Source organism: Paenibacillus agaridevorans, from assembly GCF_018604145.1.
GTDB lineage: Bacteria > Bacillota > Bacilli > Paenibacillales > Paenibacillaceae > Pristimantibacillus > Pristimantibacillus agaridevorans.
The window spans coordinates 4,521,645-4,536,308 of record NZ_CP075889.1 but is presented as its reverse complement, the minus strand read 5'-3'; the positions used below and the strand labels follow the sequence as shown (position 1 = coordinate 4,536,308).

General features: G+C 47.9%; 8 protein-coding genes. 6 read left to right on the top strand and 2 right to left on the bottom strand.

Annotated elements, in window-relative coordinates:
- Nucleotides 1-27: 27 nt before the first annotated feature.
- Nucleotides 28-903 carry an AraC family transcriptional regulator gene (locus KJW29_RS18645; RefSeq protein ID WP_087568952.1) on the bottom strand — a complete coding sequence of 292 codons (876 nt, stop codon included), beginning with the start codon at nucleotides 901-903 and terminating at the stop codon, nucleotides 28-30.
- Between the two features lie 181 nt (nucleotides 904-1,084).
- On the opposite strand from KJW29_RS18645, the gene galA reads away from it, so the two are divergent.
- The 3 genes from galA to KJW29_RS18630 all read left to right on the top strand — a co-directional run bounded on the left by galA (nucleotide 1,085) and on the right by KJW29_RS18630 (nucleotide 8,348).
- The gene (galA, locus tag KJW29_RS18640; RefSeq protein WP_087568951.1) at nucleotides 1,085-3,583 is read left to right on the top strand and encodes a beta-galactosidase GalA; all 2,499 of its coding nucleotides are present in this window, start codon (nucleotides 1,085-1,087) and stop codon (nucleotides 3,581-3,583) included.
- Between the two features lie 67 nt (nucleotides 3,584-3,650).
- Nucleotides 3,651-5,156 (top strand): sulfatase family protein, encoded by a 1,506-nt coding sequence (locus KJW29_RS18635; protein ID WP_087568950.1) that lies wholly within the window; start codon nucleotides 3,651-3,653, stop codon nucleotides 5,154-5,156.
- A 516-nt stretch (nucleotides 5,157-5,672) separates the two neighbouring features.
- On the top strand, nucleotides 5,673-8,348 hold the full coding sequence (locus tag KJW29_RS18630) for a hypothetical protein (protein WP_087568949.1): 2,676 nt from the start codon (nucleotides 5,673-5,675) through the stop codon (nucleotides 8,346-8,348).
- Nucleotides 8,349-8,805: 457 nt separating this feature from the next.
- Here KJW29_RS18630 and KJW29_RS18625 read toward each other — a convergent pair whose 3' ends face one another.
- Nucleotides 8,806-11,010, bottom strand: coding sequence for a helix-turn-helix domain-containing protein (locus KJW29_RS18625; RefSeq protein WP_087568948.1), 2,205 nt, complete (start codon nucleotides 11,008-11,010; stop codon nucleotides 8,806-8,808).
- Between the two features lie 215 nt (nucleotides 11,011-11,225).
- On the opposite strand from KJW29_RS18625, the gene KJW29_RS18620 reads away from it, so the two are divergent.
- The 3 genes from KJW29_RS18620 to KJW29_RS18610 all read left to right on the top strand — a co-directional run bounded on the left by KJW29_RS18620 (nucleotide 11,226) and on the right by KJW29_RS18610 (nucleotide 14,660).
- Nucleotides 11,226-12,800 carry an extracellular solute-binding protein gene (locus KJW29_RS18620; protein WP_087568947.1) on the top strand — a complete coding sequence of 525 codons (1,575 nt, stop codon included), beginning with the start codon at nucleotides 11,226-11,228 and terminating at the stop codon, nucleotides 12,798-12,800.
- 79 nt (nucleotides 12,801-12,879) lie between these two features.
- Complete coding sequence (locus KJW29_RS18615) at nucleotides 12,880-13,779, top strand: ABC transporter permease (RefSeq protein WP_087569051.1); 900 nt, start codon at nucleotides 12,880-12,882, stop codon at nucleotides 13,777-13,779.
- Nucleotides 13,780-13,796: 17 nt separating this feature from the next.
- The gene (locus KJW29_RS18610) at nucleotides 13,797-14,660 is read left to right on the top strand and encodes a carbohydrate ABC transporter permease (RefSeq protein WP_373271278.1); all 864 of its coding nucleotides are present in this window, start codon (nucleotides 13,797-13,799) and stop codon (nucleotides 14,658-14,660) included.
- The last annotated feature ends 4 nt before the right edge of the window (nucleotides 14,661-14,664 follow it).

Sequence of the window (14,664 nt, the reverse complement as noted above, 5' to 3'; positions counted from 1 at the left end):
CGAGTCGGTGGGACTGTGCATGGCTATTTATTTAGCTCCAAGTAGAAAGCGCTCTCTGTAGGCGCCAGGGGTGATCCCCTCCTTACTGCGGAAGATGCGAATGAAATAGCTGCTATGCTCATAGCCCACCTCATAAGCAATTTCCTGAATACTGGTCAACGTATGGGCCAGCATTTGTTTGGCTCGTTCCATTCGAATATGCTGCTGATATTGCAACGGTGTCATACCCGTATGCTTCTTGAGGCATCTGCTTAAATAATCGATATGGTAATGCAGCTCATCCTCCAGCTTCTTCGAGCTGAAGGGCTCCTGCATATGGTTCTCCAAATATCGCGCCATACGGGTGCACAGCTCCAATGACCTCGACATGGGCCTCGTCTGATAGATAACTTGCTGCAGCTCAAGCAAAAGCTGAGCAGTCAGGCTATGGAGCTCCAGTGCATTACGGATAAAAATGTGATTGCGAATCTCAACCATCCGATCCAGTATGGGGAGCAGGGGAGGCAAAACAACCTCCGTATGCTTAGGTAGATACATCGCATGTGATCGGGGGTTATGATCGTCATCCGTTGGCTGCTGAAGCGACTCCATCCATTCGAAGCCGCCGCTATTCAACTCGCGAGGAGGAACAGGATGGCTGAAGTGTACATAATAGGTTTCCGTATTTTGTTCACAGGGGAGATGCCCGAAGTGGGTGCGTCCCGGCTCCAGCAGCAGCATACTGCCCGCCGTAATTGTATAGGGCTGGTCGTCTTCCGTCATATATAAAGTCCCATTGGTTACGATGATAAGATCGTACAGGCTCCAGCTTCGCCGGAAATGTGCTTGCCCTTGCTTCCACCAGGAATGACCAACAGTAACAAACTGCGGTAAAGGCGGGATAATGAACTCTAGCATCTTCATATTAGCGCCTCCAATAGCGGTCTATTTCTTAACAATAGGATACCAAACGATATACTGTCAATGAACATCTTCTCTCTGTACATTAGTCGGAATTGTATCATCGGAAGTCGAGTATAGCGCTTACAAAGGGAATAGCAAGACAGTATAATGGCAGGAAAGAAACGAGCAGAGGGGGAGAAGAATGAGACAGACTTGGAGCTTGAACACGGATTGGAAGTTTTGTTACGGCGACATCACCGAAACCAACTACGATGCTGTACATAAAGAGAGATACAGACAGCCACACTGGATTAAATCTGGTAATCATGGCGTAGCGAAGTGGGGCTATGACGATTCAGATTGGATTGACGTTCACATTCCGCATGACTTTGTGCTTGAGAATGCGGAGTATGACCCGCAGGTTCCTGCTTCTCATGGATCATTAAAGAAGGGAATAGGCTGGTACCGAAGAACGTTTAAGCTGCCAGTGGATGCGGTGGAGAAACGTATATGCATTGAATTTGATGGCGTTTTCCGTAATAGCTCTGTCTGGGTAAACGGCCATTATGTCGGAGCTCATTTAAGCGGGTATACCAGCTTTGCCTATGACATTACAGAAGTGGTGCACGCCGAGGAGCCGAACGTGGTTGCTGTCAGGGTGGATGCAAGTGAATTCGAAGGCTGGTGGTATGAAGGAGGCGGTATCTATCGCGATGTCAGATTGGTACTGACGGACTCGCTCCGAATCCAGCAATGGGGAACTTTCGTGAAGGCCAAGCCTGATCCAGATGGTGAGAAAGCGTTGGTTGTTATTGAGACGGAGGTTGCTAGCCATTACGAGCAGGCGATATTCTTCGAGCTGCATTCGATTATTATGGGTCCTGACGGAAAACCGGCTGGTGAGTCCGTTGTCTCTACTGTCATCTCCGCGGATGATACGATGACGCTTACACAGTCCGTTGTGATTCAAGAGCCTCTATTGTGGTCCATCGACTCACCAGAGCTTTATACACTCAAGAGTACACTCGTCAAAGGCGGCGAGGCTGTTGATACGTATGAGACCGTCTTCGGAATACGAACGATCGTGTTTGACGCTGAGCGAGGCTTCCTTCTGAATGGTCAGCAGGTGAAGCTTAAGGGCGTATGCTGCCACGAGGATCATGCCGGCGTCGGCATGGCGGTGCCTGCAGCCGTTAATGAATTCCGGATTCGCCGATTAAAGGAGATGGGCTGCAATGCGTATCGAACATCGCATAATCCGCCGTCTTCGTCGATTCTGGAAGCCTGCGACCGTCTTGGCATGGTCGTCATTGATGAGGTTCGCCAAACGGATGCGACGAGTGAAGGTCTAAGCCAGCTGACAAGTCTCATTCAGAGGGACAGGAATCATCCATCAATTATCTTATGGTCGCTGGGCAATGAAGAAATGAATATTCAAGGAAAGGCATCGGGCGTTCGGATTTTGCACGCGATGCAAAAGCTTGCCCACAAGCTTGATCCAACTCGCAAATGCACCTACGGGATGAATGCCGATTGGCTGCCAATCACTCGCTATCATGAAGAAAATGGCTTTCATATCGACGTTCATGGCTTTAATTATATGATGAGAAGGAATTGGGATGCTTACAATCAGTTTCACAAAGCATATCCGGACAAACCGTTTATCGGTACGGAAAATGCTTCGACGCTCTCGACACGGGGGGTCTACAGGAAATCATCCACCGATCGCTCCCTAAACCTCTCCGAGCATGGCAAAGTAACTGCCATATGGTCCAATCCGAAGCGTGAAGGCTTGGTGAGCGCCTATGGTGAAACCTATCCATTGTGGGGAGCTCAGCCGGAGGAAGCTTGGAAGGCGGCGGAAGAGTATGATTTTGTAGGGGGATTGTTCGTATGGACGGGGTTCGACTACCGAGGCGAAACATTCCCTTATGAATGGCCTAGTGTCATCTCTCGATATGGGATTATGGATTTGTGCGGCTTTCCGAAGGACATCTATTATTACTATCAAGCTAGATGGACGAGTCGGCCCGTGCTGCACCTATTTCCGCATTGGAATTGGGCAGGGAGCGAGGGAGAGATGGTTGATGTATGGGCATTCTCGAATATGGACGAGGTGGAATTATTTTTGAACGGGAATAGTGCAGGAAGGCGAGCTGTTCCTGAACACGGTCATGCCGAATGGCAGGTTGCCTACGAAGCGGGTGAATTAATGGCCTGCGGGTACCGGAATAACCAGCTTGTATTGACGGAGGTTGTTGCGACAACGGGTGAGCCGGCCCAGATCCTCCTGAGCTCTGAGAGGACTGTTCTTATAGCAGATCATGAAGATGTATGTATCATTCAAGCTGCGATTGCAGATGCAGCGGGACGGATTGTTCCGAATGCAGACACGCTCATGACATTTTCTGTGGAGGGACCTGGCCAATTAATGGGTACAGGCAATGGCAACCCGGAGAGCCATGAGGATGACAAGTCGCCTTGCCGTAGTGCCTTCCAAGGACTCTGCCAGGTGCTGGTGAGGACCAACGGAGCAGGCGGCGACATTCGTCTGATTGCTCAAGCGGAAGGGGTAAAGCGCGGAGAAATCGTTATTCACTCCGAGACTCCCAATAAGAGGTCGATTGCTTCAGCATTGAAGCATGCAGAGCTGCTTCCAATAGGCACAGGACAGCGAGATGCTGCCGACGGTGGTGTCTAGCCCGCAAAGACAATTGGCAGCATGATTCTCTTGTCTAGCATTCAATATGTATCGGAGGACAATAGATATGACAGGATCTCATGATCGACCCAACCTATTATTTATTATGTCAGATGACCATGCAGCCAATGCCATTAGTGCTTACGGCTCCAGGCTGGCAGAGGTATGCGCGACTCCCCACATCGACAGGCTGGCCAAGGAAGGGGCGGTATTCCGCAATTTCTTCTGTACAAATGCCATATGCACACCCAGTCGGGCGACGATTCTGACCGGTTTGTATTCCCACCATAATGGTGTGAAGACGTTAAGCGACAGCTTGAGCACGGAGCTGGAGACGTATCCTCGAAGAATGCAGAAAGCGGGCTACGAGACGGCTGTTATCGGCAAGTGGCATCTGCACAGCGAGCCGCAGGGCTTCCATCATTACGATGTGTTGTCTGGGCAGGGAACGTATTGGAATCCCAGCTTTATGCGGTCGGGCTTTGACTGGTCGTCTATCTCCAATGTTCATGATGTGAGCACAGGGACGACACATGCTGGGTATGTGACAGACATTATTACGGACAAATGTCTGGAGTGGCTGGAATCTCGAGATTCATCCAAGCCCTTTATGCTCCATTGTCACCATAAGGCACCGCATGACGATTTCGAATACCATCCTCGTTATGAGAACTTGTTTGACGGTATAGACATACCGGAGCCGGACAGTCTGTGGGAGAATCGGCAGCATCGTTCGGTAGGCTCTCGAGATTTCGGTACGTCCGTGTCAGAGCGTAACCCGAAGCGGAATGCCGTCTTGAGGCAGAGTGATCCGTCGTACCCGACCGGTCCTCTTGAGATCGCGGGTCTGGATGCGGAAGAGCGAACAAAAGCCGCGTATCAGAAATATTTAAAGGATTATCTTCGAGTCGTCAAGGGGATCGATGACAATGTCGGCCGATTGCTGGACTACCTGGAGCAAAGCGGTCAACTGGAACATACGATTGTTATCTATACCTCCGATCAAGGGATGTTTCTCGGCGAGCATGATTATATCGACAAACGCTGGATCTATGAAGAAGCGCTGCAAATGCCGTTCCTCATTCGGTATCCAAAGGAGATCGAGCCGGGCACCGTGATGGAGTCGCTTGTGAGCAATATTGATATCGGACCGACATTGTTGGATTATGCCGATACCGACTATTCTTGCAAAGTGGACGGAAGCAGCTTTAGAGGTCTGTTGAACGGGTCACAGATGGAATGGAAGGACGCCATCTATTATCGTTATTGGATGCATCTAACGCATCATGATAACCCGGCGCATTTCGGCTTGCGGACGAGAGAATACAAGTTGATCTTCTTCTACGGCTTGCCGCTGGATGCCTCGGGCGCACTAGATGAAGAAACACCGGCATCATGGGAATTTTATGATTTACGACAGGATCCTTATGAGATGAATAATGTATATGGACATTCGGAATACAAGGAACTTATTGAAAAAGCGAAAAAAAAGCTGCTTGCGATGAAGCATAGAGTGGGCGACGATGATTCGGCCTATCCGGTGCTGCTGGAGCGAATGAGGTTAACGACTTAATGATCAGTTTGTAATAATAGACCATAGCCTTCCAGCTTTCTTGCGACAGGTTGGATGCTATGGTCTATTTGCGATGGAATTCTCCGATAACTAGGTCGAAATCAGAGCATCGGAAGTCGATAGAGATTCTTATGAATTGAACCTATCTTAGATAGTTCATACGCCGCATTGAGTGAATACTTCCGCATTGGAAGCAGGCATGTGCGTCAAACCGTTGTCAACATGATGGATGTGCTTGTCCCTTCTTCGGATCGGTATGCTTCTGCATACATCAGGTAATGTAATCCATGTTGAAGTGAAACCCCGTCTCGATCTGACTTTTTTGAGACAGCCCCCCTGCTGTAGTTACTCATAATCTTTGTTTATCTACAGGATATCGTTAAAATTTTCATATTAGCTCATAATACCATTGATTTACAATGAAAGCGCATTCTGATAAATGAAAAAATATGGGAAAGGAGGGTAGCTCAACGAAAGGGGCAACTAATAAACCATTTATTTGGGAGGTAATAAAATTTGAAGCGACTATTCGCAAGTCTATTGATCTTGGCTATGATTGCCGGGCTGGCGGTACAGCCCGGCACTGCAGTTGCAGCCACGCCGTTCCCTATTTTGAACTTCGACAATGGCGTAATTCCCTCCTATGTTACAGGCTCAAACGCTACACTGCAGATTGTAACGAATACGACAGGGTCTAAGGCGCTCAAGGTCAACTATGCGGTTGCAGACTTCCCATCGGTGAAGTTTGCGCCGACTACGCCCTGGAGTGTAGGCTCCGGCAATGCAATTGCTTTCGAACTGACGAATTCAACGAACAAGGATATTACGTTCTATCTGCGTGTGGATGACAGCGCCCAAGCCGACGGCGTGAAGGACTCCATCGTTAGTCAGGCGGTATCGAAGGCAGGGACGACAAGACAATACTTTCTGAGTCTCAGCTCCGCGGTGCTGGATTTGGGAATGCGGTTTCTGCCGCCCAATCCTGCCGGCTTGCAGATGGGTTATGCTTGGGGAGATAAGTCAATCGATCCCGCCAATGTTGTTTCTTTGCAATTTTTTCAGATGTATCCCAGCACAGCTACAGCTTTGGTCATCGATAATTTAAGAGTTATCCAGGACCCAAATTCGAATCTAAGCTACTTGAACGACATCGTTGATAAGTATGGTCAGTACACAGGGGCAAGCTGGAGCGAGAAAATTAACAGTGATCAGGATCTCTTGAACGATAAGGCAGAGGAAGCGCTTGCGCTTAACGGTTCTCAACCAATCGCCACAAGCCAATACGGAGGCTGGAAGAACGGTCCCAAGCTGCAAGCTACAGGTCGCTTCAGGGTTGCACAATATGGCGGCAAGTGGACATTGGTTGATCCTGAGGGGTACTTATTCTTCTCGACCGGTGTGGACGTGGTCCGCCTGGACGACATGCATACCTGGATCTCGGGCCGAGATGCGATGTTCAAGGATCTTCCGGCCAAGAACAGCTCACTCGGCGAGCACTTCCGATATACAACGACAGTAGGCAGTCCGCCGCTTGGGCAAACAGAGGGCTGGCTGTTCAATCACTATTCGGCCAACCTGGAACGCAAATACGGAACCGATTATATCAATAAGTGGAAGGATGTATCTGTGGCGCGCTTCAAGAACTGGGGGTTCAACTCGCTTGGCAATTGGTCGGAGCCGACGCTGTTCTTCGGCAAGGGCTCCCAGCACAAGCTGGCGTATGTAGCCAATGGCTGGACGAGTTGGGGAACCCACACTACGATTCCAAGCGGGGAGTGGGGAGGGGTTGCCGATCCGTATGATCCCCAGTTCACGGTCAGCGTGAGCGATATGGTGCAGAATCAGATTGTTGCGTATGGAGTAGCGCAGGACCCATGGCTCATCGGCATTTATGTAGATAATGAAATTCCATGGGGCAGTCCCGCTACTACACAGAGCAAATATTTGCTCATCAGCAACATATTAGCCATGAATGCAGCCGATAGCAAAAGTTATGCAAAACGTGCAATGATTGCCCATCTAAAAACCAAATACAACAACAACATTGCAACACTGAACGCCCAATGGGGAACTTCATTCGCTTCCTTCACTGCGATGGACGCACCGTTCAAGCCGGCGCAAATCTCGAACGGCATGATTCCCGACTATTCAACGATGCTGAAACTTCTGGCCCGGAAGTATTTCAGCATCGTAGATGCCGCCTTGACGCAAGCGCTGCCCAACACTTTGTATCTAGGCTCCCGGTTTGCGGAATGGGGCATTAGCAAGGAGGTTCAGGAGGCCGCCGCCGAATATGTGGATGTGGTGAGCTACAACGTCTACAAGGAATCAGTGAACGGGCATAGCTGGATGGATATCGCTGCGCTTAACAAGCCTGCCATTGTAGGCGAGTTTGCCTTTGGATCGAATGACAGAGGGATGTTCGGAACGGGTCCGAATTCGGAATCCGCCGCGTCAAGCCAGCAGGAACGAGCGGCCAAATTTACGAATTACATGAATGCGGCTTTGCAGAATCCTTATTTTGTCGGCGCGCATTGGTTCCAATATGTAGATGAGCCGCTGCTTGGCCGTCATTGGGATGGCGAAAATTACAATCTTGGATTTGTAGATGTGGCCGACGTGCCATACGCTTCTCTGGTCAATGCCGCCAAAACGGTTCACGCTCAAGCCTACGCGACGAGATTCGGCAGCACGGGGAATACGAAGATATCCTTCGAAGCCTCGGAGAATCTATCCCTGATCAGCGCCTATAACCAAGCGACTATCCAGTATGTGTCACAAGGCGCAACCGATGGTGTTCGCGCCATGAAGGTCAATGTCGGCACTCTCGATACGGTATATGCTGGAGTAGAGCTTAAGCCTGCTTCGCCGTGGAATTTAGGGGCTGCGCCCTCCGTCACGGCAGATGTGACCAACCCAACCGCATTGCCGATACAGATTCGCTGCAATGTGCTGGATAACAATGGACAGCTGAGAACGTTCTATTTTACCGTAAATGCCAATGCTTCTCGCACCATTACGATGGGCAGCTTCGGCGCTTCGCCTGCCCAAACTTCTGGGGCTGACGGCTACTGGGGGGCGGTGAATGGATTGTCAACTACTCAAATCAAGTCTATTACCTTCTATCTGTGGGAGGATGCTCCACAAAGCGGCAATTCTTTTATAATAGATCATTTGCTAATATCAAAGTAATCTTCGGAATCCCGTGAAGATTGACCAATCCTACCTTTATGATCTCTTCGATGTGTGTCGTCACTTTTGTTATTGAGAGTGGCTACATTAATTATGCTGTATTCAATCGATAACATGAAAGGGGTATTTCTTCGTCACCTGACTCAAAACCAAGAACAACGCTTGCGTAGAGCCGATTGAATTACAAGTAGAAGAAGGTCGCGATTCATATATTAATATTTATGAACGGTCATCAGCTAGTCAAGCATCGCAAGTACGATGACTAAAAAAAGCTTTTCACCTTCAAAATTTGTGCGGTTTTCCCCCTTAAGTCGTTGAGTATGTTAGACTCAACGACTTAAGTAGCTTAAAGAATAGAACAAAACACCGTCTTATATAGTATGCATCTCGGTGAAGAGTACAGACTTATAATAGATTCAAGATGCTGCTTTTCTTGTATACCTGGTGCCATTTGCATTCAGTGCTTTAGCGTAGACTGCCTGCGATATTCTCCTGGTGACAGACCGGTCGCCTTCTTGAACCATCGATTAAATGATGTTGCACTATAGTAGCCGATCTTCTCCGCGATAACACCTATAGGTAGTGACGAATCCCTCAGCATCTCCTTGGCCTTCCGAATTCGCACCTCCATAATATGCTCACTGAAGGTTACACCAGTCTTTTGTTTGATATAGTTGGACAAATAACCCGAAGATAAGTTGATTTTGCTCGCAACAGAGTCCAGCGATAAATCTTCATTGTAATGATGCTCCACATAATGAAGCACAAAATCAATGACATCGTCTTTTGCCAGCTTTCGCTCCTCGATTTTGACGCAAATATCATAAATGACACCTCTGAGATAAGCGGATAGCTCCTCGGCAGAGAGACATCCATTAATTTCGTCTCGATCCTTGAGGCGGTCTGATTGATACTGACCTTGGATAAGGAACGCCAACTCGTCACGTTTAATAACGATTCGTTCCGCCAGCTGTCTATATTGTATGGCAGGAGCTTTCTTCCTCCTTAGCTGTTCAATCAGCGTGTCTGTCAGCTCAATGACGGCGGAGGCATTCCCTTGCTCAAGATGATTGAACAGAATCTCTAGATCGCTTTCCCGATATAACGGAAAGTCGATATGAGTGGCAAGCTCCGAGATGATTTGTGTCTCTTGAATCATCATTCGTTGCCGCAGCAGTTGCTGCACCTGCCGGTACGCCTCTTCAAATTGCTGTGTGCGTTGGTATTCTCCGCTTATGCACACGGTGATCAGATAATGGTCGACATCCTGATCATATATCTGCTTCATTCGTGCAGCTGCTTCGGTCAGGAGCTGTCGCTCCTCTACATCGAAGACAACCGTCAGCACCTCATTGGCATCCATTTGGAAGGTACGAGACTTGGAGAATCGATCAGACATGAACAGGTCGATAAATTCTCTTATGAAATATGAAACCTTCTCCACTGGCTGCCCTTCCTCGTGCTCTCTTAGATTGATATGGCAAAGTACCAGAATGAAGGAACCATCGCGATGATCCAGCGGTATGGGAAATGGTGAGCTGGAGTGAATTCTTCTCATTTGATTCATAAAGCTGTAGTTGGTAAGCACGGCATCCTTGCGTTTGATTTCCGTAAATATGTGCGAGAGCTTGTCCAGGAGCAGATGAAACTCCGCCGGGCTGTTCGTCATGGATGAAGGGGGCTTCTGATTCACAACAGCTTGGATAAGCTGCAGCAAAGGCTGATTGAATCTCCGGCTCATCCATATGGCCAATATAATGCTAAGGGCTACTGCAAATATAAAAAGGGCTCCAGCAATTTGATTAAGGGAGCTGATTCGGGCTACGATACGGTTCATCGGTACTTCATGGATGTAGATAAGTCCCGTAGATGCGCCTTTATGATAAAAATAATAATGATGGTTTTGTGTAAGGTATCCTTGATTAGCATTGATATCGTTAAAGATGGAATCGTCTTCGTATTCAGCGGCTGATGTATAAAGCAAGCCGCCATGCTTGTTATATATATAGAAGTTTCCATCTGCTGATGGGTGCAGGGCATTGAACATTTTATCCGCGTCCAAGAAGCCAGCAATCAAATAATGATTGGACGGCGTGCTTAATACGACAGGTAGGAGTTCCTTCGAAGCCTGATAATAATTTTTGAATGAGGCAGCTGGGAACGTCTGGAGCAGCTGACTTGTCGACATTTGCTGGTCGAAGAAATCAAGTGTATAGTCAGGGCTGGAGAGGTACTTGGAGAAAAACTCATCAGCCCCATGGGTACCATCTTTTTCGACAACGAAAGACAAGGGGTCAAAGTATAAAGCGATATTTTCAATATTCAAGAGGGGATTGGCAGCATGGGCTCGAATGTCTGACCAGATGTTGTTAAGACGCAAATAGTCGACATTTTGTTTGTTGCCGCGCTGCAGCTGCTGATACAGCAGACTGACATCCTCATCGTAATACATGGTAAGCAATAAGTTTTTTACTATATTGAGTCGATTTTCGTAATTGGATACGGTATGCGCCAGGCTTAACTCGTGGAAGCTTACGATCTCCTGTCTTACGCTGTTGCGAAAAATGCCAAAGGATACGAGCAGAATAATAGATAGCAAGATGATGATCGTTAGAAATCCAAGAAATATTTTAGTGAAGAGACTTGACCTTTTTGTGATCATGGAGGCAACTCCTTCCTGCGATGCTATAACATCATATCTATTTTATAAGAATATCGCAATGCAGCGGTATTGACGCCTTTAAAGATTATTGTCATGTATACAGATTTATAGAACTTTGCCAATCATATGGGGAAGCGTGTCTATCCACATGCCCTGTCTGGGGACTAAGCTTAGCCTTGTGAACGACAAATACGACATGAGAAAGGGAGTTGCGCATGAACAAGAAGAGAGGTATTCATTATCTGCTGACGTTGATCCTGTTAGGAGCTGTCCTTATAGCGGGATGCAGCGGCGGGGGAACCAATGGGAATGGGAATGAAGTCGTATCAGAAGGAAATAAGCCAACCGCTTCAGAGGAGCCAGTTAAAGACAAGGAACCTGAGACGCTGCGTATGATGGTTGTCAATCATCCAGTATGGCCTTTTAACGAGAACTGGCCTGTATACCAGAACATTAAAGAGGCGACAGGCATCAGCTTTGATGCTGAAGGTGTCCCAGGAGCGGATTATGAGAACGCATTAAATCTAACTATCGCTTCAGGCGACCTGCCGGATCTTCTCTTTCTGAACAACCCTCAGCAGGCGAATCGATTCGGAGCTCAAGGCGCTTTTGTTGATGTGACGGAGCATCTGGATAAGATGCCGAATTATAAAGCGTTCTTGGAAGCGCATCCTGATATCAAGCAGTCGGTTACGTCCGCAGACGGGAAAAATTATATCATGCCGAACTACGGGCTTGGGGAACAGTTCCGGCGCGTCTGGCTTTACCGGGAGGATGTATTTGAGAAGCATGGGCTGAATGTGCCAACCAACTATGATGAACTTTATGACGTAGCTCTGGAGCTGAAAACGTTGTATCCCGAAAGCTACCCGCTGAATTTTTTTGATAATTTGACAACGGTGACGAATATCGCCCCCAATTTTGGCACAAGCGCTTATAATGGCACGTCGGAGCTTGCTTATTTTGACCACGGCTCGAAGCAATGGAAATATGGTCCTATTGAGGACAATTTCAAATCCATGTTGGAGTATTTGAGCAAGTTCTATCAGGCAGGGCTGATCCCGCCAGACTTCATGTCGCTTCAGAGAAATCAAAGCCGGGATTTGTTCGCTCAAGACAAGGGGTTCATGTCGGCGGACTTCATCGGCATTATTGACGAATATAAGGCTGCAATTCCGGATAAGCCGGAATTCCAGCTGGCCTACATGCCGCCAATAGCTGGCGGGCCAAATGGCAAGCAACAAAATCCGTTTACTGCCTTCCAGACATCAGGCTTCGCCATCGCATCGACTACAGAGAAGCTGGATGCCGTCATCCGGTACATGGACTTCATGTATTCGCCGGAAGGCATCGCGCTTGTCAGCTGGGGCAAGGAGGGCGAGTCGTTCCAGATCGTAAATGAGAAGAAAGAGTTCAAAACGGACTTCAAAGACTTTGGCGATCTGCGTATTCAGACTGGAATGGTAACCAATGGCTCTTATGCCGCCATGGATTTCGACGCATATCTGGCGCTGGCATCCGATACCTTAAACGATGCATTTGGTATGGTCGAACAATACGAGGCGATTCCACAGCCGCGTCCAGCGATGACGGAGGAGGAGCTTCAAGTGCTGGCAACGGTTGGACAGGGCATACAGAAGCACTATCAAGAGAATATAGCTCGTTTCATTATTGGCACAAGAAGCCTCTCTGAATGGGACCAATACGTGAAGGAAGCAAATGATCTAGGCGTTCCTCAAGTTGTGGAAGTGTTCAAGAATGCTCACGATCGAGCGCTTACTATGCAATAAAGCATAACTTCAAGGGGCGGACAGGAGTGAATGAAACGATGCTTGCCGCCCTTTCTGCCAGGGAGTGATAACACCTATGATGATATGGAAACGGATGAGGCAGGATAGAGTGCTGCTGCTTATGCTATTGCCCATCGTAGTGTTCTACATTTTGTTTAAATATTTGCCGATCGCAGGCATTCTGATTGCTTTTAAGGATTACAATTTATTTCGCGGCGTCATGGAGAGCAAGTGGGTTGGGTGGAAGTATTTTCATATGTTTCTGAACAATCCCGATTTTTTTGAGCTGATTCGCAATACACTGCTGCTTGGCATATACAAGCTGGCCTTCGGATTCCCGATTCCCATCCTGTTCGCCCTATTACTGAACGAGGTGCGATTCCAGGTCGTTAAACGATTTGTCCAATCTGTAAGCTATATGCCGCATTTTATATCCAATGTGGTTGTTGCCGGAATGGTCGTTATGTTTTTGTCTCCGAGTGGAGGGCCGATCAACCAACTGCTGGAAGCGATTGGGCTGGAGAAGGTTAACTTTCTCAGTATGCCGGAATGGTTCCGAACGATCTATGTGTCCTCCGAAATTTGGCAGCATATGGGGTGGGAGACGATTATTTATCTTGCGGCATTAACCGCCGTCGACCCTGGGTTGTATGAAGCGGCACGAATGGATGGAGCGAGCCGTCTTCGCCAAATGTTCCACATATCCTTGCCTGGCATTGCGCCGGCAATCGTCATCATGCTGCTGCTCAATATCGGTAACGTTCTGGAGATCGGCTTCGAGAAAGTATATTTGTTGTATACGCCTTCGACGTATTCCACGGCTGACATTATTAGTACCTATGTATATCGAGTGGGGCTCGTACAGGGCAATTATAGCTATGCCACAGCTATTGATGTGTTTACCGGATTTATCAGTTTCTTCTTTGTCTATACCGCGAATGCAGTAAGTCGAAAGTTCGGGGAAAACAGCTTATGGTAAGAGAGAGGCGGTACAGCGTGAATAAAAATATCGGATGGTCAGACGTCGTAATCCTTCTTTTCATGTTCGTAGTCGTCGTCATAACCTTATACCCTTTCTTATATATGACTGCTGTATCATTCAGCAGCCCCTCTTATATCGCAAGGGGAGAAGTATATCTGTGGCCTAAGGGCTTTACGCTGGATATGTACAGTTATGTATTCGAGGACGGGCGAATCTTGAATGGTTACCGAAACACCTTGCTGTATGTCACATTAGGTACGATGGTTTCACTGACCATAACCGCTGTGGGCGCTTACCCGTTATCCAAGCGATCGATGGTGTTCAATAGGCCAACGATGCTATTCATCATATTTACCATGTTCTTCAGCGGCGGCATGATTCCAACGTTCCTTGTTGTGAAGGAGCTTGGACTAGTCAACACGATTTGGGCAATGGTTATTCCAGGTGCGGTCTCTACGTGGAACCTCATTATTATGCGGACGTTTTTTCAAGGCTTTCCCACAGAAATTGAAGAATCCGCCAAGCTGGATGGGCTGAACGATTTTGGCGTCTTCTGGAGGATGTGCTTGCCGCTATCCAAGCCTGTGCTGGCGACTGTAGGTTTGTTCTATGCCGTGTTTATCTGGAATAATTACATGACGCCTCTCATTTATTTGCGAAATTCAGATCTATATCCGCTTCAAGTCATTCTTCGGAACATCGTGTTAGCGGGACAGATGATGAACAATGAGGGCTATTCAGGAGGAAGCTATTCCATCTCCGAGGAAGCTCTGAAGTATGCCACCATTATGGTGTCTACGCTGCCCATTCTTTGCGTCTATCCCTTCCTTCAGAAATATTTTGTTAAGGGCGCTTTAATCGGATCGGTGAAAGGTTAGGAGG